Annotated in this window: 21 protein-coding genes and 1 riboswitch; of the genes, 10 read left to right on the top strand and 11 right to left on the bottom strand. The window is 70.3% G+C overall.

Translation table 11 applies throughout. From position 1 onward, the window contains the following. The first annotated feature begins 150 nt into the window (after positions 1-150). Positions 151-248, top strand: a riboswitch (glycine riboswitch). 148 nt (positions 249-396) lie between these two features. After that, positions 397-3228 carry an aminomethyl-transferring glycine dehydrogenase gene (gcvP, locus tag AWC02_RS13365; RefSeq protein ID WP_085129229.1) on the top strand — a complete coding sequence of 944 codons (2832 nt, stop codon included), beginning with the start codon at positions 397-399 and terminating at the stop codon, positions 3226-3228. A 105-nt stretch (positions 3229-3333) separates the two neighbouring features. Then, positions 3334-4959: a hypothetical protein gene (locus AWC02_RS13360; RefSeq protein WP_133055642.1), complete on the top strand. Its 1626-nt coding sequence runs from the start codon at positions 3334-3336 to the stop codon at positions 4957-4959. Here AWC02_RS13360 and AWC02_RS13355 read toward each other — a convergent pair. From AWC02_RS13355 to AWC02_RS13330, 6 genes are all read right to left on the bottom strand, one after another. Beyond that, positions 4956-7049, bottom strand: a complete 2094-nt coding sequence (locus AWC02_RS13355; RefSeq protein ID WP_085129227.1) for a vWA domain-containing protein — start codon at positions 7047-7049, stop codon at positions 4956-4958. The genes AWC02_RS13360 and AWC02_RS13355 overlap by 4 nt on opposite strands. Positions 7050-7111: 62 nt before the next feature. Next, positions 7112-9307 (bottom strand): malate synthase G, encoded by a 2196-nt coding sequence (locus AWC02_RS13350; protein ID WP_085129226.1) that lies wholly within the window; start codon positions 9305-9307, stop codon positions 7112-7114. Positions 9308-9356: 49 nt separating this feature from the next. Further along, on the bottom strand, positions 9357-10241 hold the full coding sequence (locus AWC02_RS13345) for a 3-methyladenine DNA glycosylase (protein ID WP_085129225.1): 885 nt from the start codon (positions 10239-10241) through the stop codon (positions 9357-9359). After that, positions 10234-11295, bottom strand: a complete 1062-nt coding sequence (locus AWC02_RS13340; protein WP_085129271.1) for a hemolysin family protein — start codon at positions 11293-11295, stop codon at positions 10234-10236. Before AWC02_RS13340 ends, AWC02_RS13345 begins: the two co-directional genes overlap by 8 nt. Continuing rightward, complete coding sequence (locus tag AWC02_RS13335; protein ID WP_085129224.1) at positions 11288-12634, bottom strand: hemolysin family protein; 1347 nt, start codon at positions 12632-12634, stop codon at positions 11288-11290. The genes AWC02_RS13340 and AWC02_RS13335 overlap by 8 nt, the downstream gene beginning before the upstream one ends. Before the next feature lie 79 nt (positions 12635-12713). After that, a complete protein-coding gene (locus tag AWC02_RS13330; protein WP_085129223.1) occupies positions 12714-14150 on the bottom strand; it encodes a GuaB1 family IMP dehydrogenase-related protein in 1437 nt (478 codons plus the stop codon). A gap of 284 nt (positions 14151-14434) precedes the next feature. Between AWC02_RS13330 and AWC02_RS13325 the strand changes: the two genes are divergently transcribed. Next, the gene (locus AWC02_RS13325; protein WP_085129222.1) at positions 14435-15319 is read left to right on the top strand and encodes an alpha/beta fold hydrolase; all 885 of its coding nucleotides are present in this window, start codon (positions 14435-14437) and stop codon (positions 15317-15319) included. A gap of 4 nt (positions 15320-15323) precedes the next feature. Here the strand turns inward: AWC02_RS13325 and gndA are convergent, their stop codons facing one another. From gndA to AWC02_RS13310, 3 genes are read right to left on the bottom strand one after another with little or no spacing between them, the layout of a single operon-like run. Further along, positions 15324-16772 (bottom strand): NADP-dependent phosphogluconate dehydrogenase, encoded by a 1449-nt coding sequence (gene gndA / locus AWC02_RS13320; RefSeq protein ID WP_085129221.1) that lies wholly within the window; start codon positions 16770-16772, stop codon positions 15324-15326. A gap of 56 nt (positions 16773-16828) precedes the next feature. After that, positions 16829-17767: a M56 family metallopeptidase gene (locus AWC02_RS13315; protein ID WP_085129220.1), complete on the bottom strand. Its 939-nt coding sequence runs from the start codon at positions 17765-17767 to the stop codon at positions 16829-16831. 14 nt (positions 17768-17781) lie between these two features. Then, positions 17782-18198, bottom strand: a complete 417-nt coding sequence (locus AWC02_RS13310) for a BlaI/MecI/CopY family transcriptional regulator (RefSeq protein ID WP_085129219.1) — start codon at positions 18196-18198, stop codon at positions 17782-17784. A gap of 137 nt (positions 18199-18335) precedes the next feature. Here AWC02_RS13310 and AWC02_RS13305 point away from each other — a divergent pair, with 137 nt between their 5' ends. Further along, the gene (locus tag AWC02_RS13305) at positions 18336-18749 is read left to right on the top strand and encodes a PaaI family thioesterase (RefSeq protein ID WP_085129270.1); all 414 of its coding nucleotides are present in this window, start codon (positions 18336-18338) and stop codon (positions 18747-18749) included. A 97-nt stretch (positions 18750-18846) separates the two neighbouring features. Here AWC02_RS13305 and AWC02_RS13300 read toward each other — a convergent pair whose 3' ends face one another. Then, positions 18847-20232: an NAD(P)/FAD-dependent oxidoreductase gene (locus tag AWC02_RS13300; RefSeq protein ID WP_085129218.1), complete on the bottom strand. Its 1386-nt coding sequence runs from the start codon at positions 20230-20232 to the stop codon at positions 18847-18849. Between the two features lie 108 nt (positions 20233-20340). Beyond that, entirely contained in the window at positions 20341-21012 is a 672-nt protein-coding gene (locus AWC02_RS13295) for an SDR family oxidoreductase (protein ID WP_085129217.1), read from the bottom strand. Between the two features lie 179 nt (positions 21013-21191). On the opposite strand from AWC02_RS13295, the gene modA reads away from it, so the two are divergent. The 6 genes from modA to AWC02_RS13265 are packed head-to-tail and all read left to right on the top strand — an operon-like array spanning position 21192 to position 26122. After that, on the top strand, positions 21192-21947 hold the full coding sequence (gene modA, locus AWC02_RS13290) for a molybdate ABC transporter substrate-binding protein (protein WP_085129216.1): 756 nt from the start codon (positions 21192-21194) through the stop codon (positions 21945-21947). Positions 21948-21952: 5 nt separating this feature from the next. Further along, positions 21953-22744 (top strand): ABC transporter permease, encoded by a 792-nt coding sequence (locus AWC02_RS13285; RefSeq protein ID WP_085129215.1) that lies wholly within the window; start codon positions 21953-21955, stop codon positions 22742-22744. Then, entirely contained in the window at positions 22741-23859 is a 1119-nt protein-coding gene (locus AWC02_RS13280) for a sulfate/molybdate ABC transporter ATP-binding protein (RefSeq protein ID WP_085129269.1), read from the top strand. Before AWC02_RS13285 ends, AWC02_RS13280 begins: the two co-directional genes overlap by 4 nt. Positions 23860-23895: 36 nt before the next feature. After that, positions 23896-24732 (top strand): APA family fibronectin-binding glycoprotein, encoded by an 837-nt coding sequence (locus AWC02_RS13275; RefSeq protein WP_085129214.1) that lies wholly within the window; start codon positions 23896-23898, stop codon positions 24730-24732. A 37-nt stretch (positions 24733-24769) separates the two neighbouring features. Next, the gene (locus tag AWC02_RS13270; RefSeq protein WP_085129213.1) at positions 24770-25063 is read left to right on the top strand and encodes a GlsB/YeaQ/YmgE family stress response membrane protein; all 294 of its coding nucleotides are present in this window, start codon (positions 24770-24772) and stop codon (positions 25061-25063) included. A 33-nt stretch (positions 25064-25096) separates the two neighbouring features. Continuing rightward, positions 25097-26122, top strand: a complete 1026-nt coding sequence (locus AWC02_RS13265) for a zinc-binding alcohol dehydrogenase family protein (protein ID WP_085129212.1) — start codon at positions 25097-25099, stop codon at positions 26120-26122. Positions 26123-26124: the final 2 nt, after the last annotated feature.

The following is a 26124-nucleotide window of genomic DNA, read 5'->3' as shown; positions in this document are numbered from 1 at the left end:
CGGCCCCCTTTGGTAGGGATGTGACAAACCTGGTCTTAGTCATACCACCTTGGGCGCTCTGGGCGCAGCCCTTTCCCGGGGGCGAGGCCGCCGCCGCCGGCTCGCCGCGTCTCGCCGTGCGACGCCCGGCGGGTAATATGAGGCCCGCATCAGCCTCGCGCGGGAGAGTTCCGCGGCAGCCAGCCGCGGACGCCGAAGGAGCAATACCTCTCCGACAACCTCTCAGGCACCCGGACCGCGCCGGCATTGATGCCTCTGGAAAGCGGTGGCGCCCCTTCGGGCTACACCCGCCCATGGGGAAAGGCGCCTGCACCGGCGCCGAATCTCTCAGGCGCCCGGGCCGGGCAGACGACAGAGGGGGAGGACACGAATTCGTCTAACGCCCAGGAGTTCCCCGTGTCCGAGCACACCGCATCCACCTTCGTCGACCGGCACATCGGCCCGGACAGCGCGGCGATCAGCACGATGCTCGCCACCATCGGCGTCGCCTCGTTGGAGGAGCTGGCCGCCAAGGCCGTCCCGGCCGGCATTCGCGACGCGCTGAGCTCCGACGGCATCGCCCCGGGACTGGACGTGCTGCCGGCCCCGGTCGGCGAGGCGCAGACCCTGGCCGAATTGCGGGAACTGGCCGACGCCAGCACCGTCGCGGTGTCGATGATCGGCCAGGGCTACTACGACACGCTCACCCCGCCGGTGCTGCTGCGCAACATCATGCAGAACCCGTCCTGGTACACCGCGTACACGCCCTACCAGCCGGAAATCAGCCAGGGCCGGCTGGAAGCCCTGCTGAACTTCCAGACCATGATCGCCGACCTCACCGGGTGCGAGATCGCCAACGCCTCGATGCTCGACGAGGGCACCGCAGCCGCCGAGGCGATGACCCTGATGCACCGCGCGACCCGCGGCACCTCGCACCGGCTGCTGGTCGATTCCGACCTGTTCACCCAGACCGCCGCGGTGCTGGCCACCCGCGCCGAGCCGCTGCGCATCGAGATCGTCACCGCGGACCTGCGGGACGGACTTCCCGACGGCGACTTCTTCGGGGTGATCGTGCAGTTGCCGGGGGCCTCCGGCCGGATCACCGACTGGTCGGGGCTGATCGCCGCCGCCCACGAGCGGGGCGCGCTGGTAGCCGTCGGCGCCGACCTGCTGGCGCTGACGCTGCTCACCCCGCCCGGCGAGATCGGCGCGGACGTGGCATTCGGCAGTGCTCAGCGGTTCGGCGTGCCGATGGGTTTCGGCGGCCCGCACGCCGGCTACCTGGCCGTGCATCCCGGCCACGCCCGCCAGCTGCCCGGCCGGCTGGTCGGGGTGTCCCGGGATCGCGACGGCGCCGAGGCCTACCGGCTGGCGCTGCAGACCCGCGAACAACACATCCGCCGCGACAAGGCCACCTCCAACATCTGCACCGCGCAGGTGCTGCTGGCGGTGATGGCCGCGATGTACGCCAGCTACCACGGCGCCGAAGGCCTGACCGCCATCGCGCGACGCGTGCACGCACAGGCCGAGAAGATCGGCGCCGCGCTCGGTGACGCGCTGGTCCATGACCGCTACTTCGACACCGTGCTGGCCCGCGTACCGGGCCGCGCCGACGAGATCATCGCCGCGGCCAAGGCCCGCGGCATCAACCTGTGGCGGGTGGACGCCGACCACGTCTCGGTGGCCTGCGACGAGACCACCACCGACGCGCACGTCGCGGCGGTACTCGAGGTGTTCGGGCTGGCGCCGGTCGAGTCCACCGGCGTGCCGATCGCCACCCGCACCGCGCCGTTCCTGACCCATCCGGCGTTTTCGCGCTACCGGACCGAAACCGAGATGATGCGCTACCTGCGTTCGCTGGCAGACAAGGACATCGCCTTGGACCGCAGCATGATCCCGCTCGGGTCGTGCACCATGAAGCTCAACGCCGCCGCCGAGATGGAGTCGATCACCTGGCCGGAGTTCGCCCGCCAGCACCCGTTCGCGCCGGCCGGCGACGCCGTGGGCCTGCGGACGCTCATCGGCCAGTTGGAGACCTGGCTGGCGGCGATCACCGGATACGACGCGGTGTCGCTGCAACCCAACGCCGGCTCGCAGGGCGAGTACGCGGGCCTGCTGGCGATCCACGCCTACCACGCCAGCCGCGGCGAGTCCCACCGCGACGTCTGCCTGATTCCGTCCAGCGCTCACGGCACCAACGCCGCCTCGGCGGCACTGGCCGGGATGCGCGTGGTGGTGGTGGCCTGCCGCGAGAACGGCGATGTCGACCTCGACGATCTGCGCAGCAAGGTCGCCGAACACGCCGCGGCGCTGTCGGCGTTGATGATCACCTACCCGTCCACGCACGGGGTCTACGAGCACGACATCGCCGAGATCTGTGCCGCCGTCCACGACGCCGGCGGCCAGGTGTACGTCGACGGTGCCAACCTCAACGCCCTGGTCGGGCTGGCCCGGCCCGGCAGATTCGGCGGCGATGTCAGCCACCTCAACCTGCACAAGACCTTCTGCATCCCCCATGGCGGCGGCGGACCCGGGGTCGGGCCGGTGGCGGTGCGCGAGCACCTGGCGCAGTTTCTGCCCGGGCACCCGCTGGCCCTGGAGTTGCCGGCCGGACCGCCGGTCTCGGCGGCCCCCTACGGGTCGGCATCGATCCTGCCGATCACCTGGGCCTATATCCGGATGATGGGGGCCGTCGGCCTGCGCGCGGCGTCACTGACCGCAATCGCGTCGGCGAACTACATCGCCCGCCGGCTCGACGAGTACTACCCGGTGCTCTACACCGGGGAGAACGGCATGGTCGCCCACGAATGCATCCTGGATCTGCGGGAGATCACCAAGCGCACCGGAGTGACCGTCGATGACGTCGCCAAGAGGCTGGCCGACTACGGCTTCCACGCCCCGACCATGAGTTTCCCGGTGGCCGGGACCCTGATGGTGGAGCCCACCGAAAGCGAGAGCCTGGCCGAGATCGACGCCTTCTGTGCGGCCATGATCGCCATTCGCGGCGAGATCGACCGGGTGGCATCCGGCGAATGGACCGCCGAAGACAACCCGCTGCGCGGCGCCCCGCACACCGCCGAGTGCCTCCTGGTTCAGGACTGGGAGCACCCCTACTCGCGGGAGCAGGCCGCCTACCCGTTGGGCCGTGGCTTCCGCCCGAAGGTGTGGCCTCCGGTGCGCCGGATCGACGGTGCGTACGGCGACCGCAATCTGGTCTGCTCGTGCCCCCCGGTGGAGGCCTTTGCGTAGCGGGCCCTTGGGCAAATAGCCAGCATTGTCTCAGCGCAACCAAACAAAGCGTCTAGGATCGCGCTGACCCGAATACCTGGCTGAGCTGTGCACCGAGGAGGACCCGTGCCGGAGCCCATGACCCGCTCGTGTGTCGCGGGAATCGCCGTCCTGAGCGCCGGGATCGTCACGGCCGCACCGGTTCCGGCACCGGCGCCTGCCGTGCCGCCCAGCGTGGCGCTGGCCGCCTCCTACGGCGACCTGTTCGCCAACACCGCGGACAACATCGAGCGCATCGGCGCCCAAACCGACTGGTCGGCCCTCTCCCAGGTGTTCACCACCCTGTTCACCAACCCGCTGGGCCTGATCGACGCGGCCAGCAACTTCACGGTGGCGGTCGACACCGACACCGCGTCGCTTCCCGCGACGCTCGCGGTGCAGCTCTCGCCGGGGCTGGAACTGCTGATCGCCGGCCTGGCTTCGCACGTGGCGACCCTGGATGCGCTGTTCGGCGTGATCGAGGATCTGGGCGACCCCAAGACGGCATGGACCGCGTTGGTCAACGCCCCGGCCACCCTTCTCGACGCCTACCTCAACGGCCAGCGCGATGTGAGCCTGCTGGGCGGCGCGATGAGCCTTCCGGTGTACAACGGGGTACTGGCCCCCGAACAGAACCTGGAACTCAATCTCGACCTGTCCCGGGTGCTGGACATGCTGGGACTGCAGATGCCCGACCTGGGCAGCGTGGAGCTCGACGCCGTGATCGAGCACGTGCGGCTGGGCACCCTGACCGTGGGCACGCTGCTCAGCGGCCTCGGGCTCAGCGACGAAGGCATGGGCGACCTGCTGGCGTGGGCCACCGGCGTCGGCACGCTCGGCGACCTGCTGGAGTTTTTGGGCCTGGGCGATTTGGGATTGAGCCAGTACAACCTGGCCGCTCTGTTGAGCGAATGGGGTGGCACCGACTTCTTCCGCGACCTCGACCTGGACCTCGCGCTCGGCGACTTCCGGTTCGCCGACGTGGTGAGCGCCTTCGGGATCGACGCCGCGATTCCGCTCGCCGTGGGCCACCTGCTCGTCGGTCTGGGCGACGGCGACCTGTCCAGTGCCTACCTCGGCAGCCTGCTCTCGGACATCGGGCTGCTCGGCGAGCTGAGCGGTTGGCTCCAAGAGGGCGCGGCCGACCTGTTCAACCCCATTCCGCTCCTCGGGCCGCTGTTGACCGACCTCGCAGACCAGTTCCTGGGATCGGGTGGGCTCGAAGCCCTGCTCAACATGCTGCAAGTCGGTGACCTACTGGGCGATCTGGCGATCGACGACTCCATCGGTTCGGTTCTGGGCAGTGTGGGCGCGGCACTGCTGTCGCTGGGCGAGCTGACCATCGGTGGCGTCCTGACCGACCTCGGCTTCGCCGACTCGGTCGCCGACCTGACGCTGCGGGATCTGGTGAGCGACCTCGCCGGCCCCCTGGGCGCGGTGCTGACCGACGGCCCGCTCGGCCTGGACCTGACCTGGCTGCTCAACGGCCTCGACCTCGGCGATGTGCTCGGCTACGCCGGGCTCGACACCTTCTCGCTCAACCTCGGAGATCTGGTCGGCGACTGGGTGAACCCCTACCTGGCCGACCTGCTCGAGGGATTCGTCGCCGGGCAGCTGACCCTGGCCGGTGCCAGCGTCGGCTCCTTCGGTGGCACGTTCACCGAACTGCTGGTCAGCATGCCCCAGCAGCTCCTCGACATGCTCGGCGGCTAACCCAGCAGCGAGTTCAGCGCTGCGCCGAGCTCGGGGGAGTCACCGGCGCGCACGTTCTGGTAGGTGCCGCCTGACAGCTGTGCCACCGCCCGCCAGGTCGCCTGATCGGCGTCGGCGCCGAAGTCGATGACGTTGACGGCCACGGGGCGTTGCGGGTCAGTGGTGGTCCGAATGAACTCCTCGAGCCCAGGTCCGTCCAGGGTCCGGTCGGTGTGTGGGCCCGCGGTGATGACGAGCACCGAGTTGGACTGTCCCGGGCGGTAATTGGCCAGGGCCTGGTTGTACACCATGCGCAGCGTCGTGAAGGACACCGCACCGCCGGGTGTCGAACTGAGCTCGTTGAGCTCGGTGATCAAGGTGTCCGCCCGGGTGGCGTCGTTGAGCGGCTCGTCCAGCGGGCCGGCGGGGACCACACTGTGCCCCTCGGTGCCGTCGAAGGTCCACAGGCCCACGGCCGAATTCGGGGCCAGCTCCTTGATGCGCCGATCCAGTGCGGCGATCACGTGCGCCAAACGGCTCTTGCCGCCCTCGTCGGTGGTCATCGACTGGTCGAGCATGAGCGTGACCGCTGCGCTGCCCGGCAGGGTGGTCAGGGCGTTGGCCAACGCGGCGCGCGTCGCGTCGTCACCGACCGAAAGGGTGTCCGGCACCGCGGGGAACCCGGTGACGTCACTGCTCGGGGGTGCGACGCCCTCGACCCGGAAGCCGGCCTTGGCCAGCTCGGCGAGCTGGTCGGGTTTGCGGGCGAAGCGGGCGAATTCGCTGGCGGCACTGACCTGTTCCTGAGACAGCCAGGAGCCGGCCAGCAACACGGTGGGGTAGTCGGCGACCGGCACCGGCCCCGGCGGCCGCCAAGAACCCAGCGTGGTGGCCGGGTCGGACAGCGACTTGCCCCGGGTGAACAGCTGCTGTTCGGTGGTCACCACCGCATGCACCGGAGAGGCCGCCGGATTTCCCGGGCGCAGAAGGACATTCATCGCCTCGGCAAGTGACGCGTCGACAAGTTTCGGCTGTCCGCCGGCAAGCCGGTGCACCGCCCCGACTCCGTCGGTGGCCGGGGCGCCCTTGGGGACGGCGCCGGCCGCCACTGCCTCACCGGCCAGGAATGCGGCGTCGCCGTTGCCGTCGATGGGCAGCGCCAGCCGCAGCGAGCCCCACCCGGCCAGGCCGAGTGGGCCCAGCGCGTCCGGGTCGGTCTGCAGGTCCGGCAGGCCGGCCCAACTCTGCTTCTGCAGCGCGCTTTTGAGCTGCGGAGTAACCGCCAGCAGCACCGGCGAGGTGACCAGCGACCGGCTGTCGCTGACCGTCTCGGCGCCGGCGGCGGTCTTCAACCGGGCCGCGGAGATGGAGCTGCCGGGAATCCACAGCGCCGGACGCTGGCCGAGCTGGGCCGGCCAGTCGCCGAGGAAGCCGCTGACCACGGCATCGGAATCGGCCGGCTTGACCTGCACCGACACACAGCGGTCGCCGATCGGCTTGGCGGTCTTGTTGAACCGGTCGGCGAATCCCTGTACGTCGTCGGCGATCGACGGATCCGCCACGACGGCGACGGCCAGGTCGCCGGCGGCGCAGCTGCGGGCGGCGATCGCCGAGCGATGCGACAGCGAATTGCCGAAGAAGCGCCACAGGATCACCGCGCCCACCACGACGACCACGGTGACCAGCGCGGCGATCACACCGACGCTGACACCGCGCGGTCCGGAGTCGTTACGATGCCGGCGCCACCGGTCGAGATTGCGGTGCCCACCGCCCGGGTCGTCGTCGTCGGACTCGGCAACGGACTGCCCGGCGATGGCACCGAAAGGCCCGGTCCGATACCGCGACTGCTCGTCGGCGGCGCCGCGGCGCATGTATTGAGCCGGGTCGGCATCGCCGGGTTGCGGCCCGGCGTCATAGCCGGTCTCGCCCGAGAAGGGCTCGTCGAAGTACGCCTCGTGATAGTCGTCGACGTAGTCGTCGTCGTCCGGATCGGCGTAACTGTCGAACGAATGGTCGCTGAACCCGGCGTCGTCGCCGTAGTCGTCCGAACCAGCGGGTCCGAAGGGCTCGTCGTCGGAATCGTCCGGGCCGGGCAAACTGTGCCTACCCACAGTGGCTGCGTCCTCTCCGCCTGGCCGGTTGTCCGGCCACGGTCATTCGGATCGGTGTCGGGTCAGACACCGGCCTGGGCTTTGAACTCCCGCCGGCGCCGGTGCAGGATCGGCTCGGTGTAGCCGTTGGGCTGTGTGGTCCCGGACAGGATCAGCTCGCGCGCGGCCGCGAACGCGATGCTGGATTCGAAGTCCGGTGCCATCGGCCGGTAGTTGGCGTCACCGGCGTTCTGACGGTCCACCGCGGGGGCCATTCGCTCCAGGCTCGACTGCACGTCTTCGGCGGTGATCACCCCGTGGCGCAACCAGTTCGCCAGCAACTGCGACGAAATACGCAGGGTGGCACGGTCTTCCATCAGCGCCACATCGTGGATGTCGGGGACCTTCGAGCAGCCCACGCCCTGGTCGATCCAGCGCACCACATAGCCCAGGATCGACTGGCAGTTGTTGTCCACCTCTTCGCGGATCTCGTCGGGCGCCCAGGCCAGGCCCTCGGAGAGCGGGATGGTCAGCAGCTGATCGAGAGTTGCCCGCCGTTCTCCGGCCAGTTCCCGCTGCACCTCGAAGACGTCCACCTGGTGGTAGTGCATCGCGTGCAGGGTGGCGGCGGTGGGCGAGGGCACCCATGCGGTGCTCGCCCCCGAGCGGGGGTGGGCGATCTTCTGCGCCACCATGTCGGCCATCAGGTCGGTCATGGCCCACATGCCCTTGCCGATCTGGGCGTGGCCGGGAAGTCCGGTGGCCAATCCCGCGTCGACGTTGTTGTCCTCGTAGGCCAGGATCCACGGCTGGGACTTCATGTTGGCCTTGCGCACCATGGGCCCGGCCTCCATCGAGGTGTGGATCTCGTCGCCGGTGCGGTCCAGGAAGCCGGTGTTGATGAACACCACCCGGTCGGCGGCGGCCTTGATGCACGCGCGCAGGTTGACCGTGGTGCGCCGCTCCTCGTCCATAATGCCGATCTTGAGGGTCTTCTGCGGCAGCCCCAGCACGTCTTCGACCCGGCTGAACAACTCGGCCGTGAAGGCGACCTCGTCCGGCCCGTGCATCTTCGGTTTGACGATGTAGATCGAGCCGGTGCGGCTGTTGGTCAGCGGTCCGTTCTCCTCGGACGCGGTCAGCCCGTGCACGGCGATGAGCCCGGTGAACAACGCGTCCTGGATGCCCTCGAACACCTCGGTGCTCTCGCCGTCGGCGGTGTTGACGATGGCGTCGTTGGTCATCAGGTGACCGACGTTGCGGACGAACATCAGGCTGCGGCCCGGCAGCGTCACCGTGCCCCCGTCCGGGGCGGTGAACTCGCGGTCGGCGGCCAGGGTGCGCGTGAAGGTCTCGCCGCCCTTGTCGACCTGCTCGGCCAGGTCGCCGCGGTTGAGGCCCAGCCAGTTGCGGTAGCCGAGCACCTTGTCCTCGGCATCGACCGCGGCCACCGAGTCCTCGAAGTCCATGATCGTGGTGACCGCCGACTCCAGCACCACGTCTTTGATGCCGGCGGGGTCGGTGGAACCGATCGGCGACTCCGGGTCGATCAGGATCTCGATGCGCAGGCCGTGGTGGGACAGCAGCACCGACGACGGCGTCTCGGCGTCCCCGGTGTAGCCGATGAACTCGGTGGGCGCGCCGATGGTGGTGGCCACGTCGTCGGCCAGCGTGACCACCAGCTCGGCGTCCTTGACCGCGAAGCTCTTGACCTCGGTCCAGCTGCCGGTGGTCAGTGGCACGGCATGCTCGAGGAACTGCCGGGCATAGGCGATCACCTTCTCGCCGCGCACCGGGTTGTAGGACGTGCCCTTGTGCGCCCCGTCCTCCTCGCTGATCACGTCGGTTCCATACAGCGCGTCGTACAGCGATCCCCAGCGTGCGTTGGCGGCGTTGAGCGCAAACCGGGCGTTGAGCACCGGGACCACCAGCTGCGGGCCGGCCTGCACCGCGATCTCGTCGTCGACACCGGCCGTGGTGACCGCGAAGTCCTCGGGTTCGGGCAGCAGGTACCCGATCTCGGTGAGGAAGGCCCGGTACGCCTCGGTGTCCAGCGGTTCGATCACCCGATGCCGGTGCCACTTGTCGATCTGGGCCTGCAGTTCATCGCGACGTGCCAGCAGCTCCTGGTTCTTGGGGGTCAGATCGGTGACGACCTTGTCCACGCCGGCCCAGAAGCTGTCGGGGTCGACACCGGTGCCCGGCAGGGCCTCATCGGTGATGAAGTCATACAGCACGCGTGCGACCCGTAAGCCGCCCACCGACACCCGTTCTGTCATGATTTCCTCCCTCTTAGCCGATCTACCACCCTACCGGCAGGTAGCGAGGCTATTCGCATCTGTCGATCAGCTGCTCGCAGCGGGCCAGCAGCGTCGCCCGCAACGGTGCGGCGCGCTGGGCGATCTCACCTTGGCGACGGACATATTCCGCGCGGCCCGCCGCGTTCTCGATGGCGATCGGCGCATAGCCGTAGTCGCTCAGGTCATACGGGCTGGCCCGCATGTCGATTTCGCGTGCCGCCGCTGCCAGCTGCAGGCAGTCCAGCAGCAGTTCGGATTCGATCAGCGGCCCCAACTTGTAGCACCACTTGTAGAGGTCCATGTTCGCGTGCAGGCATCCCGGCTGCTCCCAGTCGATCTGGGTGGACCGGGTGGGCGTCCCGGCGTTGCGCGGTGCCGCCGCGGGGGTGAAGAACCGGAACGCGTCGAAATGAGTGCAGCGCAACGGTGTTGCCTCCACAACACGGTCCACCTCGACGGCGGGCAGCCGCAGCGGAACGTGCTCGTGCCGGACGGACTGGTGGGCCGCGCGGCGATACACCATGGCCCACTCGTGCAGCCCGAAGCAGTTGAGCTGCGCGGGCCGCTGCCCGCAGGCGCGCAGCAGCCGCGCGACGAACCGCACGGTGTCGGCGCGCTCACGCAGGTATCCGGCGGCCACACCGACCCCGCCGTCGTGCACCGCGTAGCCGCGGCGTCCGCGGTAGTCCTGCAGTGCCGCCGCCCCGGCCAGCCGCACCCCGTAACCGGGGTTCCACCAGCGCAGCTGCGCCGGCCGCAGACTGTAGTAGCTGAACAGGAATGCCGGCACCGGGTCGCCGGTCGCGATCCGCTGCAGCAGCGGAGGCAGGAAGCGGTCCAGGCGTTGCCGGTAGGCCTGCGCGCGGGCCTGCCACTGCAACGCCTCCAGCGTCGGTTCAGCCAGGTCAAACACGGTGCGTCCCGTCGCGGACGGTGCCGACGACGTCCTGCACGAGATCCTCCAGCGTCACCATGGCCACCGCGACGCCGTCGTCGCTGACCGCCAGCGCCAGGTGGCTTTTGCTGCGGCGCAGCCGTGACAGCGCATCGGCCAACGGCAGCGAGGCCGGGACGCGCGGCAGCGGCCGGATGGCGGCGACGTCGACGACGGCGCCGCCGCCGGCCCCGGCCGAGGTCTCGTTGAGCAACACGTCCTTGATGTGCAGGTAGCCGACGAATTCACCCTGGTCGACGACCGGGAACCGGGAGTAGCCGGTCGCGGCGAAGGCCTGCTCGATCGCGGCCACCGTGGGACCCTGGCCGACGGCCGCGACCGGCACGGCGCGGACATCGCCGATCGGCAGCGCGACATCGGCGACCACCCGGGTGCGGATCTGCAGGGCGCGGGTCAACCGGGTGTACTCCTCGAGGTCGAGCAGTCCCGCCGAGACCGATTCGGCGATCATCTCGCTCAACTCGACGGTGGACACCGTGATCTCCAGCTCGTCCTTGGGCTCGATCCGCATGGCGCGCAGGGTGACGTTGGCGCACCAGTTGTAGAAGACGATGAAAGGCCGGGCAGCCGCCATGTAGACCAGGTACGGCGGGATCAGCAGCATCGCCGCCGTCTCGGGCCCGGCCAGGGCGATGTTCTTGGGCACCATCTCGCCGAACAGCAGATGCAGAATCACCACGATCGTCAGCGCGACGACGAACGCCACCGTGTGCAGCAGCGCGTCGGGGATTCCGGCCAGCCGGAACGCCGGCTCGAGCAGGTAGGCGACCGTCGGCTCACCGATGCGGCCCAGCAGGATCGAGCACACGGTGACGCCCAACTGCGCCCCGGCCAGCATCCGGGACAGTTGCTCACCGGCGCGGATCACCGTGACCGCGCTCTGCCTGCCCTGCTCGGCCAGCGCCTCGAGCCGGTCGCGCCGTGCCGATATCAGCGCGAACTCGGCGGCGACGAAGAAGGCGTTCGCCGCGATCAGCAGCACGGTCAGCGCGATGTTGAGCAGATCAGCCATCGGCACGCCCCAGTCGGGTGAGCACCAGCAGGTCGATGCGGTGGCCCTCCATGCGGACCACCCGGGCCAGCCAGCGCGGCGGGTGGGCGGAGAGCTCGTCGGGCTCGAACGCCGTCAGCTCGACGGTCTCGCCGGCCGCCGGAATGTGGCCGAGTTCCTGCAACACCAGTCCGCCGATGGTCTCGTAGGAGCCTTCCGGCGCGCGGTAGCCGGTGGCGGCGGCCACCTCGTCGATCCGCAACAGCCCCGAGACCTGCCAGCCGCCGCCGGCGGCCACGACGTCCGGGGTGGCATCGTCGTGCTCGTCGCGGACATCGCCGACGATCTCCTCGATGAGGTCCTCGACGGTGACCATGCCCGCGGTGCCGCCGTATTCGTCGACGACCATGGCCACCTGTTGGCCGTTGGCGGCGATCTGTTCCATCACCGCGTCGCCGTCGAGGGTCGACGGCACCACCGCGACCGGCGTGGTCACGACCCGCAGCGGGGTCGATGCCCGGTCGGCGACGGCTACCGCCAGCACCTGTTTGACGTGGACGATGCCGACCGTGGCGTCCAGATCGCCGTCGACCACCGGAAACTTCGAGAAACCGGTGTCGATGGCGGCTGCGGCCAGGTCGGCGACGGTGTCACCGGCCTGCAGGCTCACGATCTTGGACCGCGGCGTCATCAGCTCTTCGGCGGTCAGGGCGCCGAACCGCAGCGAACCCTCCACCAACGCGGCCGTGGCGGGATCGAGGGCACCGCTGCGCGCCGAATTGCGCACCAGCGAAGCCAACTCACGCGCGGAGCGCGCCGACGCCAGCCGGTCGGCGGGCTCGATCCCCAACCGTCGCAGGATGCGGTTGGCTGTGCCGTTGGTCATTTTGATCGCGATCGCGAACACCCGGGAGAACAACAGCTGGGGGCCGGCCGTCGCCCGGGCGGTCTGCAGCGGTCGCGCCACGGCCAGGTTCTTGGGCACCAGCTCGCCGAAGACCATGGACACCGACGTCGCGATCACCAGGGCAGCGACCAGCGCGACGCCCGACGCCGCCCGGTCGGACAGGCCCACCGCCGTCAACGGGGGGCGCAGCCACCGGGCCAGCACCGGTTCGGCCAGGTAGCCCATGGCCAGTGTGGTGATCGAGATGCCCAACTGGGCACCGGACAGCTGGAAGGACAACGTGCGGTGGGCGTCTTGGATGTAGGCGTCGCGGCGGCCACCACGCGCAGCGTTGGCGTCCACGACGCTGCGTTCCAGGGTGGTCAGGGAGAACTCGGCGGCCACGAACACCGCGGTGCCCAAGGTCAGGACCGCGAACGCCAGCAGGCTGGCCAGTGTGACGGCGAGGCTCATGGCGGCGTCCCCGCATCGTCGCCGCCGCGCGCGCCATGCGGTGCGCGGCAGCCCAGCTGTGTGCCCGGACCCATCGGTCTCACCAGCCGAACGGTAGCGGATGGCCCTCGGCGAAGCCCGCCGCCGACTGCACCCCGAGCACCGCCCGCTCGTGAAGTTCGGCGAGATTGGCGGCCCCGACGTAGGTGCAGGTGCTGCGCAGTCCGGAGGTGATGTGGTCCAGCAGATCCTCGACGCCGCCGCGCTCGGGGTCCACCGCCATGCGCGATGTCGAAATGCCCTCCTCGAACAGTGCTTTGCGGGCGCGGTCGAACGCACTGTCGGCAACGGTGCGCGCGGCGACCGCCCGCTTGGAAGCCATTCCGTAGCTTTCCTTGTAGGGCATGCCGTCGCGGTCGAACATCAGCTCGCCGGGGGATTCGTAGGTGCCGGCGAACCAGGAACCGACCATCACGTTCGACGCACCCGCGGCCAGGGCCAGCGCGACGTCGCGAGGATGGCGAACGCCGCCGTCGGCCCACACGTGGGCGCCGAGTTCGCTTGCCGCCGCGGCGCATTCGACGACAGCAGAGAACTGGGGGCGGCCCACTCCGGTCATCATGCGGGTGGTGCACATGGCGCCGGGACCGACGCCCACCTTGACGATGTCGGCTCCGGCGGCGATCAGGTCGCGGGTGCCCTGCGCCGACACCACATTGCCGGCCACCAGCGGCACGGCCGGCTTGAGGGCCGCGACGGCGCGGATGGCCTGCACCGCCTTCTCCTGATGCCCGTGCGCGGTGTCGATGACCAGCAGATCCACCCCGGCCGACAGCAGCGCGGCGGCTCGGGCGGCGACGTCGCCGGTGATGCCGACCGCCGCGGCGACGCGCAACCGCCCGGCCGCGTCGGTGGCGGGGGTGTAGATCCCGGCCCGGATCGCCCCGGTGCGGGTCACCACGCCGGCCAGGGTGCCGTCGGAATGGGTCAGTACCGCCACACCGACCGGCGCGTGTTCCAACAGGTCGAACACCGTGCGGGCATCGGTACCGACCGGTGTTTCGACCAGATCGGACACCGCGACGTCGCGAACGCGGGTGAAGCGATCCACCCCCTCGCAGCACGCCTTGGTGACCAAGCCGGTGGGCCGGCCGTCGACCACCACCACCGCGACGCCATGGGCGCGTTTGGGGATCAACGCCATCGCGTTGGAGACCGAGTCGTCGGGGGACAGCACCACCGGCGTGTCGGCGACCAGGTCGCGACTTTTCACGAAGGCCACGGTGTGGCCGGCGGCGTCGAGCGGCAGATCCTGCGGCAGCACCACGATCCCGCCCCGCCGGGCCACCGTCTCGGCCATCCGCCGCCCCGCCACCGCGGTCATGTTGGCCACCACCACCGGGATGGTGGTGCCCGAACCGTCACGGGTGGACAGGTCCACGTCGAGGCGGGAATCGACCGACGAGCGGTTGGGGACGATGAAGACGTCGTTGTAGGTCAGGTCGTGGGACGGGTCGTATCCGCTGGCAAACCTCATCGGGTTGCCACCACCGGATTATCGGGTTCCGACGAGCCCATCTGTTCGCCTCCACACGTCGTGCGCCGGACTCCGGCACCCGCCGGGCCACAGCGTATCGGTCCGGTCAGCCACGCTACCGCCAGCGCGAGCACCCGCACCACCTGACGCCGCAGCCCGCGCGTCGCCGCCCGAATGACTCCGTCCCCGGACCTTCGCGGGCCCCGGCGCGAGCGGCCGGTCGGCGAAGGAGTCCGGCGCGTCGCCGGCCGATCTGCGCGTGCCGGTCCGCCAGGTGTCGCAGAATGACCGCGATGAAAAATACGGCGTTGCCCGCCGGTGTGCGGGAGTGGCAAGACGGCGGCCGCTGGATGAGTAGTACCGCGGGTCGGGTGTTCGTCCGATCAGGGGAGGGGGACGGGCCGACCGTGCTACTGCTGCACGGTTTTCCGTCCAGCTCCTATGACTACCGCGCGATGGTGCAGCGGCTGGCCGGCCGGTCCTGGCTGACCATGGATTTCCTCGGGTTCGGGCTGTCGGACAAGCCGCGCCCGCACCGCTACAGCCTGTTCGAACAGGCCGACCTGGTGGAGCAGGTGGTGGCATCGAACACCACCGGTCCGGTGGTGCTGCTCGGTCACGACATGGGCACGTCGGTGACCACCGAACTGCTGGCCCGCGACATCGACGGCACGCTGAGCTTCGATCTGCGTCGCGCGGTGCTGGCCAACGGCAGTGTGATCCTGGAGCGGGCCAGCCTGCGGCCGAGCCAGAAGCTGCTGCGCAGCCCCTTCGGGGCCATCGCGGCCCTGCTGCCCAATCAGCGCGGCTTCGTCCGCGGCTTCGGCCGGCTGTTCAGCCCGGATCATCCGCTGACCGCCGAGGAAGGCGCCGCGCAGTGGGCGCTGTTGGCGCACAACGGCGGAAACCGGATCATGCACCTGCTCTCGGCCTATCTCAACGAGCGGGTGCGCTACGCGCAGCGCTGGCATGGCGCGGTGCGGGACTGGCCCAAACCGCTGGGCTTCGTGTGGGGCCTGCGCGACCCGGTCGCGACCACCAACGTGCTGGACGGGCTGCGCGAGCTACGCCCCGCCGCCGAGGTCGTCGAGTTGCCCGGGCTGGGCCACTATCCGCAGATCGAGGACCCGCGGGCCTTCACCGAGGCGGTACTGCGGCTGCTGGTTTAGCCGCCTAGACCGGCACTTCGCTGCGGTCGCCGCTCCACAGGGTGTGGTACTTGCCCGGCGCATCCACCCGGCCGTAGCTGTGGGCGCCGAAGAAGTCCCGCTGGGCCTGGGTCAGGGCGGCCGGCAGCCGTTCGGTCCGCAGCCCGTCGTAGTACGACAGCGCCGAGGCGAAGCCCGGGACGGGGATGCCCAGCTGTGTCGCGGTCACCACCACCCGGCGCCAGCAGTCGATGGCGTCCTCCACCGCGCTGCGGAAATACGGCGCGGCGAGCAGGCTCACCAACTCGGGATCGGTGTCGAAGGCCTCTTTGATCCGGTTGAGGAACTTGGCGCGGATGATGCAGCCGCCCCGCCAGATCGTGGCGAGGTCGCCGGGCGCGACGTTCCAGCCGTACTCGGCGCTGCCGGCCTGAATCTGGTTGAAGCCCTGCGCATAAGCGACGATCTTGGAGGCGTAGAGGGCCTGGCGGACGTCTTCGGTGAACTGAGCCGCGTCCGACGGGCGCGCGCCCAGGGTGCCGGCGGCCAGGCCCACCGCGGCGCGGCGCTGGGCGACCGAGCCAGACAGCGCCCGGGCGAACACCGCCTCGGCGATGCCGGTGACGGGCACTCCCAGGTCCAAAGCGGACTTCACCGTCCAGCGCCCGGTGCCCTTCTGTTCGGCCTCATCGACGATCACATCCACCAGCGGCTTGCCGGTCTTGGCATCCACCTGCCGCAGCACCTCGGCGGTGATCTCCACCAGGTAGCTGTCCAAATCGCCGGCGTTCCACTCGGTGAACACCTCAGCGATCTGCGGTGCGGAAAGCCCGAGACCGTCGCGCAGCAGCTGGTAGGCCTCGCCGATGAGCTGCATGTCGGAGTATTCGATGCCGTTGTGCACCATCTTGACGAAGTGTCCGGCGCCGTCGGGCCCGATGTGGGTACAGCAGGGCACCCCGTCGACGTGGGCGGAGATCTCCTCCAGCAGCGGGCCCAGCGACTCGTAGGACTCCTTGGGGCCGCCCGGCATGATCGACGGTCCGTTCAGCGCGCCCTCCTCGCCGCCGGAGATACCGGCCCCGACGAAGTGCAGGCCGCGCGCGGCCATCGCCTTCTCCCGCCGGATGGTGTCGGTGTAGAGCGCGTTACCGCCGTCGATGATGATGTCGCCGGGCTCCATCGCATCGGCGAGCTCGTTGATGACCGCGTCGGTGGCGTCGCCGGCCTTGACCATGATCAGCACCCGGCGGGGCTTCTCAAGGGCGGCAAGAAATTCCGGAATCGTCTCGCTGCGGACGAAGTTGCCCTCGGACCCGTGGGCCTGCAGTAGGGCGTCGGTTTTGGCGACCGAACGGTTGTGCAGTGCCACGGTGTAGCCGTGCCGGGCGAAGTTGCGCGCGATGTTGGATCCCATGACGGCCAGTCCGGTCACGCCGATCTGGGCGGTGCCGACAACGTCCGACGCGCTCATATGTTCGCCTTTCGGTGGTAGGTGAATGCGATGCCCGGTTTTCGGGGCGGCGCGGGTTACCCCACGATCAGTCGGTGCAGCTCGGTCAGCCACGGTACCGCCAGTGCCGCCGTGGGCACCGTCAGCACCCCTGCTGCGGCCGAATAGGCGGCAGCGGCAAGGGCCGGACTGTTGCCTCGCCCCGACAACCGTTGGACCCGCAACACCGTGTGGGTGCCCCCGGCCGCCAGTGCACCGGCCGGCACGTTGGCCGACGCACAGGTCACCAGGGCCCGGGCCAGGGGAGGAGCGCCCGCCACCCGAACGGCGGCGTCGTCGGCCAGCAGTTCGATCAGCAACCGCACCGCGTCCAGCGCGCTGCCGCTGCGGACGAACCGGGGAAATGCGGTGTGCACGGCGGTGAACGCCTCGAGCACCAGGTCGTGCCGGGCGCGCAGGTGTGCCCGCTCGTGGCAGAGCAGGGCGGCCAACTCGGTGTCGGTGAGCACGTCGAGCGTGCCCGAACTGAGCACCACCCGACTGCGCACGCCGGGCAGGCAGTAGGCGAGCGGCTGCATCACCTGCAGAATCCGCAGGCCGCTGGTGCGCACCGCGGGCGGCCGGTCGGTGACGCTCACCAGGTCCACGAGCATGCGGTGGTGAGCGCGGCGCTGCCGGGTGCGGATGGCGACCCGCAGCACCGTCCAGGCCAGCCGGAAGCCCACCATCAGCGTCAGGGCGAAGACCGCGACGTAGAACGTCCACAGCGGCCACCCCAGGCGGTCGACCGAGCCGAGGATGGTCGACGTGGGGCGGCCGTCCGGGCCCGGCATCAGCAGCCGGGTCGCGGTGGCCAGTCCCGCGCTGAAGGCCGACAGCACTGCGGCGAGGGCGACGGCCTGCCAGAGCACCAGCGCGGCCCGCGGTGCGCGTAGCGGCCAGTCAGCGCGCGCCAACAGGGCCGGAACCGGACCTATGAGCAACAGCGCGAGAAGGGAAAACGCCAGCGCGGACACGCTGCCAGTCTCCCTCAGGAGGCGGGTCGGCCGCCACCGGGGAGGCGGCCGCGCTCCTTGGCCTCGAGTTCGTCGAGCGCGCGCCGCAGTGCCTGTGCCTCGTCCACGCCGACACGCTCGACGAAATGCACCAGCGCGGCCCGGCGGTCGCCGGAGTCGGCAGCCTGATCGAGGGCTTCGACCATCAGGCCGGCAACCAGTTCGTCGCGGCCGCGGACCGGTGTGTAGCGGTGGGCGCGGTCGTCGCGGATCTGCGACACCAGGTTCTTCTTGGCCAGCCGCTGCAAAACCGTCATCACGGTCGTATAGGCCAACTCGCGCTGTGCCGACAGCGCCTCATGGACCTCGCGCACCGTCTGGGACTCCGGCGACGACCACAGGTGGTCCATCACCGCTCGTTCCAAGTCCCCTAGATGGGTCTGCTTCGCCATGTCTGTTATCAACTCCCCGGGCAACGGAGCAAGCCTACCCTCAATTACTACCGCGTGTCGTATCCAAACCTGAGGGCCTGCTGGGAGCTACCGGGACGGCGACGGGCCGCCGGGGCGCCGTCGTGTACAACGATCACATGGCTCCCACCGGATTCCCGCCCACCTTCTCCGCGCCGTTCGACAGCGAGATAGGCCTGGTCTACACCGATGTCGGGCCGGACGGCGCGCGCGCCAGCCTGGAGCTTCAACCCAAACTGTGTCAGCCGGCGGGCATCGTGCACGGCGGTGTTTACTGCTCGATGATCGAAAGTGTGGCCAGTGTGTCCGCACATGCCTGGCTCAACCGCGACGGCGGTGAACCGATGGCCACGGTCGTCGGGGTCAACAACAACACCGACTTTCTGCGGGCGGTCTCCTCCGGGACGGTCTACGCCGCCTCGACTCCGATTCATCGCGGCCGGCGTCAGCAGCTGTGGCTGGTGACGATCACCGACGCCGACGACCGGGTGGTCGCGCGCGGGCAGGTCCGGCTGCAGAACCTGCCGGGGTAACGCGGCAGGCCTGCTGCGCCCGGCTCCGCCGGGCTTGCAACCTGCCGGGCTGACGCGGCAGGCCTGCTACGCCCGGCTCCGCCTGCTTGAGCGCCAGCTAACTGACCGCGCGTTCGGTGCCGCGTTGCGCCTCGGCGGCCAGCACTTCCAGCTGCTCGAGGCGCGTGCGGGCGAAGGCCTGCTGCTCGGTGATGGTGAGCTGGCCCCGGCGGGTGCTCAGGAATGTGACATTCCAGGACAGCAGGGTGCTGACCTTGTTCTTGAACCCGACCAGGTAGATCAGGTGCAGCCCCAGCCAGGCCAGCCACGCCAGGAAGCCGCTGAACTCCAGCGGGCCGATCTTGGTGACCGCGGAGAACCGGGACACGGTGGCCATGGAGCCCTTGTCCAGGTACTGGAAGGGTTCCCGGTCGGCGGGGTTGGCGCCGCCCAGTTCGGCCTTGATGGTGCTCGCGACGTGCTTGGCGCCCTGGATAGCGCCCTGAGCCATCCCGGGAACGCCCTCGACGGCGGCCATGTCGCCGACCACGAAGACGTTCGGGTGACCCGGCACGGACAGGTCGGGCAGCACCTTGACCCGGCCGGCGCGGTCGAGTTCCACCGCGGACTGCTCGGCCAGGTCGCGGCCCAGCGGGCTGGCGGAGACACCGGCGGACCACACCTTGCACTGGGACTCGATGCGCCGGATGACGCCGTCGGAGTCTTTGATGGTCAGGCCGTTGCGGTCGACATCGGTCACCATGGCGCCGAGCTGGATCTCCACGCCCATCTTCTCCAGCCGCTCGGCGGCTTTGCGGCCCAGCTTCTCGCCCATCGGCGGCAGCACGGCCGGAGCGGCGTCGAGCAGGATCACCCGCGCCTTGGTGGAGTCGATGTTGCGGAACGCGCCCTTGAGCGTGTAGTTGGCCAGTTCGGCGATCTGCCCGGCCATCTCCACCCCGGTGGGACCGGCGCCGATCACCGTGAAGGTGAGCAGCTTCTCCCGCCGGGCGGCGTCGCGGGACCGCTCTGCCTGCTCGAAGGCGCTCAGGATGCGGCCCCGCAACTCCAGGGCGTCGTCGATGGTCTTCATGCCGGGCGCGAACTCGGCGAAATGGTCGTTGCCGAAGTAGGACTGCCCGGCGCCGGCCGCGATGATCAGGCTGTCGAACGGGGTGTCGTAGGTGTGGCCGAGCACCTCGGAGGTGACGAACTTGCCCGCCAGGTCGATACGGGTGACGTCGCCGAGCAGCACCTGCGCGTTGCGCTGCTTGCGCAGCACGACGCGCGTGGACGGCGCGATTTCGCCCTCGGAGAGGATTCCGGTCGCCACCTGGTACAGCAGGGGCTGGAACAGGTGGTGGGTGGTGCGGGCGATCAACTTGACGTCGACGTCGGCGCGCTTGAGTTTCTTGGCCGCGGTCAACCCGCCGAATCCTGAGCCGATGATGACGACCTGGTGGCGTCGGCTCTGCGGCGCAGTGACTTCAGGCTGGGCGCTCATGGGAATCCGGTTGCTCCTCGACGGTGACTGCGTTCCCCTAATACGCTAGTCGACCTAAAAGGCGGTCACCGCATCTGCTGGTTGTGGGATTAACCACTCCGGTTGGGGTCAGCCGAAGCAGGCCAACGCTCCGCGGCCGACATGCAAGGTCTGGCCGGTGATATGCCGAGCCGCCGGAGAGGTCAAAAACACCGCCAGACGGGCGATTTCGGCGGCGCCGCTGGGCGGCACGCGGGTCAGCCCGTCATAGCCGGGCCGGGCGCCGTCGCCGGCAGCGACCACGTTGACGGTGATTCCGCGGGTGCCGAAAGCGGTGGCCTGCCCGGCGGTCCAGTTCGACAGCGCGGCCTTGACGGCGGCCTCGGCACTGCCGTCCGGCGGGTTCTCCGGCAGCACCGAAATGATGGCTCCGCCCGAGCGCAGATGATCGCCCACGGTCCCGACGGTCAGCACGGCGGACAGCACGGTGGCATCGAGCGCGCTACGCCACGCGGTGGCCTGATCGGCCAGCGAATAGCCGCGCGGATCGCCGCCCTGCCACTGGGGCGCCGGGACGTTGACGATGGTGTCGAGATGGTGCGGGAACAGCCCGCGGGCCTGCGCCATGCTGGCCGGGTCGCTGGTGTCGCAGACGACGGCCTGGGCGTCGAGTTCCTTGGCGGCCACCTCGAGTTCGGGGCCCCGCAGGCCCGCGAGCGTCACTTTGTGGCCGGCCTCGCTGAAACCTTCGGCGATGACGCGACCCAATTCGGTGTCACCACCGGTGACCAGCACATCCATCGGTAGGTCCTCCTCGTGTTCGCAGCTATGTTACTGGACAGTAGCGGGTTGGCGGCGCTGAGCCGGAACTCGGCACAGACACAATCCGGCCACAGTCCGGGCAGCGTGCGGTGCAGCGGGCGCGGCGACCCGCGTCGCGGTGGCGCATCGGGCTTGCTGTCGCCGTTAGGCTGCGTGCTATGCGGCGTTGCAGGGCGGTGTGCGGTGCGGTGGCCGCCATGCTGGTGGGGGGCCTGACCGCCTGCGGTTCCGGCCCCGCGGCGCCGTCGATCACCGTGTTCGCCGCGGCTTCGCTGGAGCCGGTCTTCACCGAGATCGCCACACGGTTCGGCGACGAGCACCCGGGCGTGACGGTGGCCTTCAACTTCGCCGGGTCATCCGACCTGGCCACCCAACTGGTGCAGGGCGCTCGCGCCGACGTCTTCGCCTCGGCCAACACCGCCCAGATGGACAACATCGCGCAGGCCGGCCTGCTGGACGGCGCGGCGGTGCCGTTCGCCACGAACACGCTGGTGATCGTGACGGCGCCGGGCAACCCGCATGCCGTGGGCTCCCTGGCCGACCTGGCCGCTCCGGGGCTGTCGGTGGTGGTGTGCCAGGTGCCGGTGCCCTGCGGGGCGGCCACCCGCACCGTCGCCGAGGTCGCCGGGGTCGCGCTGCACCCGGTCAGCGAGGAACCCTCGGTCACCGATGTCCTCAACAAGGTCACCACCGGGCAGGCCGACGCCGGTGTCGTGTACCGCACCGAGGCGCAACACGCCGGGGACAAGGTGAGCGCCGTGGAGTTCCCCGAGGCCGCCAGGGCGGTCAACACCTATCCGATCGCCGTGCTGCGGGACACACCGCATGCGGGGCAGGCCCGCGCCTTCGTGGACCTGGTCACCGGCGACACGGGACGCACGATTCTGCGCGCAGCCGGCTTCGGTAAGCCCTGAGCGGCATGGTCGGCCGGCCGGATGACCTGCCGGGCTGGGTCTATGTGCCCGCCGCCCTCGGCGCGGCTTTCGTGGTGCTGCCGCTGGCCGGGATCGCGGCCAAAGTCGACTGGCCGCACTTCTGGTCACTGATCAGCAGCCCGTCGGCCACCACCGCACTGCAACTGAGCCTGCGGACAGCGGCGGCCAGCACCGCGCTGTGCGTGCTCCTGGGGGTGCCGATGGCCTTGGTACTGGCGCGCAGTCGCGCGGCGGTGGTGCGCATCCTGCGACCGCTGGTGCTGCTGCCGCTGGTGTTGCCGCCGGTGGTGGGGGGCATCGCGCTGTTGTACGCCTTCGGCCGGCTGGGACTGCTGGGCCGGTACCTGGAAGCGGCCGGGGTCCACATCGCCTTCACCACCACCGCGGTGGTGCTGGCACAGACGTTCGTGTCGCTGCCGTTCCTGGTGATCGCCCTCGAAGGTGCGGCGCGGACGGCCGGCGCCGACTACGAGCTGGTGGCGGCCACGTTGGGCGCCCGGCCCAGCGCCGTCTGGTGGCGCGTCACGCTGCCGTTGCTGACCCCCGGCCTGGTCTCCGGGTCCCTGTTGGCGTTCGCCCGCTCCCTCGGCGAATTCGGGGCGACGCTGACCTTTGCCGGTTCCCTCGAAGGGGTCACCCGGACCCTGCCGCTGGCCATCTACCTGCAGCGGGTGTCCGACGCGGAGGCCGCAGCGGCCATGTCGCTGTTGCTGGTGGCCGTTGCCGCGGTGGTGGTGGGGGTGCTGGGCGCCCGGCAGTGGGTCCGCGTCCGATGAGCGCCGACGCGGTGGGGCTCACCGTGCGCGCGGTGGTTGCCGAGCGCGGCCTGGACGTCAGCCTGAATCTGGCGCCGGGCGAGATTCTGGCGGTGCTGGGACCCAACGGGGCGGGAAAGTCCACGCTGCTGCACGTGATAGCGGGTCTGGTGCAGCCCGATGACGGGCTGGTGCGGGCGGGGGACCGGATATTGACCGACACCGGAGCCGGGGTGCGGGTGGCCGCCTTCGCGCGGCGGATCGGCCTGCTGCTGCAGGACCCGCTGCTGTTTCCGCACCTGACCGTGGCGGCCAACGTGGCGTTCGGCGCGCAGCGCCCCCGGTGCCGCCCGCAATGGCGCCGGGCGGGTGCGCATGCGGTCGCGGCGCCGTGGCTGCGAGCGGTCGGCGCCGAGGGACTGGCCGGGCGGCGGCCGCACCAGCTGTCCGGGGGACAGGCGCAGCGGGTCGCGATCGCGCGGGCCCTGGCCGCCGAACCGGAGGTGCTGTTGCTCGACGAGCCGCTGTCCGGACTCGACGTCGGCGCGGCGTCCGCGGTGCGCAGCGTGCTGCGTGATGTGCTCGGCGCCGCCGGGCGCACCACCGTGCTGGTCACCCACGACCTGCTCGACGTCTTCGCGCTGGCCGACCGCGTGCTGGTCCTCGAATCGGGCCGGGTCGCCGAGATCGGCCGCACCGCCGAGGTGCTGGCCGCACCGCGGAGCCGGTTCGGCGCCCAGATCGCGGGATTCAACCTGGTCGCCGGGGTCATCGACGACGCCGGCGTGTTGCACACCGGCTGGGGGGACACCTGGCGCGGCCAACCCGGCGACGGGGTGGAACCGGGCCGGCCGGCGGTCGCGGTGAGTGCACCCCAGGCGGTGGCGGTCTACCGCGAGCGTCCGGGACCCGGTAGCCCGCGCAATGTGATCGAGGTGACCTTGGCCGGGCTCGAGGTGCGGGGCGCTACGGTGTCGGTCCGCGGTGTCGATCAGCCGGATGGAGCGCCGGGATTGGCCGCGGACATCACCGCGGATGCGGCGGCTGAACTGCGCCTGGCGCCGGGGGAGACCGTCTGGTTCGGGGTCAAAGCCCAGGAGGTGACGCTGCGCGCGACACACCCTGGTGCGGCGTAACTTGCGTACCGATGGCAACACGGTAGTTTTTCTGCCATGAAGCAGGTGGACCTGACCTCACGGGGCATCCGGGCGATGGCAGCGACCGCGCTCGCCGGTGCATTGGCATTCGCGGTCGCGGCGCCGGTACACGCGGATCCGGTCCCGCCGCCTCCCGCCCCCAGCGCGGACACCGCGCCCGCAGACCCGAACGCCCCGGCGCCCGCCGCCGAGCCGGCCGCCCCCGAGTTGGGCCGTGTCGACGACGTCGCGGGCGGGCTGAGCTTCGTGCTGCCGGCCGGCTGGGTGCAGTCCGACACCACCCACCTTGAGTACGGCTCGTCGTTGTTGAGCAAGAAGACCGGTGACCCGATGCTGCCGGGCCAGCCGGCGCCGGTGGCCAACGACACCCGGATCGTGCTCGGAAAGCTCGACCAGCGACTGTATGCCAGTGCCGAGACCGACAACGCCAAGGCCGCCACCCGGTTGGGGTCGGACATGGGCGAGTTCTTCATGCCGTACCCCGGTACGCGCGCCAACCAGGTGAGCGCCCCGCTCAACGGGGGCGGCCTGACCGGCAGCGCCTCCTACTACGAGGTCAAGTTCACCGATCCCGCCAAGCCCGTCGGCCAGATCTGGAGCGGCGTGATCGGTGTACCGCCGGCCGGCGACGCCGCCGGTCCGCAGACCGAGCGCTGGTTCGTGGTGTGGCTGGGCACCGCCAACAACCCGGTGGACACCGACGCGGCCATCGCGCTGGCCGAATCCATCCGGCCCCTGGCGCCGCCGCCCGCCGAGCAGGTCCCCGGCTCGGTTCCCGGCCCGCCGGCGGTCGCCCCGCCGCCCGGTCCCGCGGTTCCCGCGGAGCCCGCGCCCGCCGCGCCCGCCGCCTGATCCCCGCGAATCACAGCACCGACCTGAGGATTCCGCTATGGCCGGAAGCTATCTCGCTGCTGCGCTGACCCCGCCGACGTCGGTCAGCTGGCTGGCCTACGTTCTGATCGGCGGCATCGCGGGCTGGCTGGCGAACCGCATCATGAAGCGCGGCGAATCGGGCATCCTGCTCAACATCGCCATCGGCGTGATCGGCGGCTTCATCGGCGGGATGCTGCTGGGCTGGTTCGGTGTCGACGTCGAGGACGGCCGCCGGTGGTTCACCTTCTCCGTCTCCCTCGGCGGGGCCATCGTCCTGTTGTGGGTGGTCGGACTGATCCGCCGCAGGTAGCCGTGAGCGCGGTCCGACGCGCACCATAGGACTATGGCGTCGAGGGTGGCCGGGGAGATGCTGGGCTGGCGCGTGCAGCGGCCCGGCCCGATAGACAGCAAGCCACTGGAGCGGGTCAGCACCGCGGTGCCGCGACCGCAGCCCTCGGAGCTGTTGGTGGCCGTCCACGCCTGCGGCGTGTGCCGCACCGACCTGCATGTCGCCGAAGGCGACCTTCCCGTGCACCGTCGCGGGGTGATCCCCGGCCACGAGGTGGTCGGCGAGGTCGTCGAGGTGGGGGCCGACGCCGGGACCGACTTCGCGGTGGGCGACCGGGTCGGAATCGCCTGGTTGCGGCATACCTGCGGCTCCTGCCGTTTCTGCCGCCGAGGCGATGAGAACCTGTGCCCGCACTCCCGCTACACCGGCTGGGATGACGACGGGGGATATGCCGAATTCGCCACCGTGCCAGCGGCCTTCGCGCATCATCTGCCCGCCGGATACAGCGACACCGAGTTGGCGCCGCTGCTGTGCGCGGGGATCATCGGGTATCGCTCGTTGCAGCGCGCGGACCTGCCGCCGGGCGGTCGGCTGGGTATCTACGGGTTCGGCGGCAGCGCGCACATCACTGCCCAGGTCGCGCTTGCCCGCGGCGCCGAGGTGCACGTGATGACGCGTGGCGCACGGGCACGGGAACTGGCGATAGAGCTCGGCGTCGCCTCGGTGCAGGGCGCCGCCGACCCGCCCCCGGTACCGCTGGACTCGGCGATCCTGTTCGCTCCGGTCGGGGAGCTGGTGCTGCCGGCCTGCGAGGCTCTGGATGCCGGCGGCACCTGCGCGATCGCCGGAATCCACCTCAGCGACATTCCGCCGCTGAACTACCAGCGTCATCTGTTTCGGGAGCGTCAGATCCGGTCGGTCACGTCCAACACCCGTGCGGACGCCCGCGCTTTTCTGGACTTCGCCGCCGAGCACCACATCGATGTCACCACGCCGATATACGCGCTGGACGCCGCCGACCGGGCGTTGGAGGACCTGGGCGCGGGCCGGATCGCAGGGGCAGCGGTACTGGTGGTGTAGGG

Source organism: Mycolicibacter engbaekii, assembly GCF_002101585.1.
In the GTDB taxonomy this organism is placed as follows: Bacteria; Actinomycetota; Actinomycetes; order Mycobacteriales; family Mycobacteriaceae; genus Mycobacterium; species Mycobacterium engbaekii.
This window is presented reverse-complemented; position numbering and strand designations above follow the sequence as displayed.

Excerpts from the sequence above, each read along its gene's own strand:
- AWC02_RS13335 (WP_085129224.1), bottom strand. The coding sequence starts at position 12,634 with ATGAGCCTCGCCGTCACACTGGCCAGCCTGCTGGCGTTCGCGGTCCTG.
- AWC02_RS13280 (WP_085129269.1), top strand. The coding sequence starts at position 22,741 with ATGAGCGCCGACGCGGTGGGGCTCACCGTGCGCGCGGTGGTTGCCGAG.
- AWC02_RS13325 (WP_085129222.1), top strand. The coding sequence starts at position 14,435 with ATGACCGCGATGAAAAATACGGCGTTGCCCGCCGGTGTGCGGGAGTGG.
- AWC02_RS13330 (WP_085129223.1), bottom strand. The coding sequence starts at position 14,150 with ATGAGGTTTGCCAGCGGATACGACCCGTCCCACGACCTGACCTACAAC.
- AWC02_RS13340 (WP_085129271.1), bottom strand. The coding sequence starts at position 11,295 with ATGGCTGATCTGCTCAACATCGCGCTGACCGTGCTGCTGATCGCGGCG.
- AWC02_RS13310 (WP_085129219.1), bottom strand. The coding sequence starts at position 18,198 with ATGGCGAAGCAGACCCATCTAGGGGACTTGGAACGAGCGGTGATGGAC.
- AWC02_RS13295 (WP_085129217.1), bottom strand. The coding sequence starts at position 21,012 with ATGGATGTGCTGGTCACCGGTGGTGACACCGAATTGGGTCGCGTCATC.
- AWC02_RS13300 (WP_085129218.1), bottom strand. The coding sequence starts at position 20,232 with ATGAGCGCCCAGCCTGAAGTCACTGCGCCGCAGAGCCGACGCCACCAG.
- gndA (WP_085129221.1), bottom strand. The coding sequence starts at position 16,772 with ATGAGCGCGTCGGACGTTGTCGGCACCGCCCAGATCGGCGTGACCGGA.
- AWC02_RS13305 (WP_085129270.1), top strand. The coding sequence starts at position 18,336 with ATGGCTCCCACCGGATTCCCGCCCACCTTCTCCGCGCCGTTCGACAGC.
- AWC02_RS13270 (WP_085129213.1), top strand. The coding sequence starts at position 24,770 with ATGGCCGGAAGCTATCTCGCTGCTGCGCTGACCCCGCCGACGTCGGTC.
- AWC02_RS13275 (WP_085129214.1), top strand. The coding sequence starts at position 23,896 with ATGAAGCAGGTGGACCTGACCTCACGGGGCATCCGGGCGATGGCAGCG.
- AWC02_RS13265 (WP_085129212.1), top strand. The coding sequence starts at position 25,097 with ATGGCGTCGAGGGTGGCCGGGGAGATGCTGGGCTGGCGCGTGCAGCGG.
- AWC02_RS13350 (WP_085129226.1), bottom strand. The coding sequence starts at position 9,307 with ATGACAGAACGGGTGTCGGTGGGCGGCTTACGGGTCGCACGCGTGCTG.
- modA (WP_085129216.1), top strand. The coding sequence starts at position 21,192 with ATGCGGCGTTGCAGGGCGGTGTGCGGTGCGGTGGCCGCCATGCTGGTG.
- AWC02_RS13285 (WP_085129215.1), top strand. The coding sequence starts at position 21,953 with ATGGTCGGCCGGCCGGATGACCTGCCGGGCTGGGTCTATGTGCCCGCC.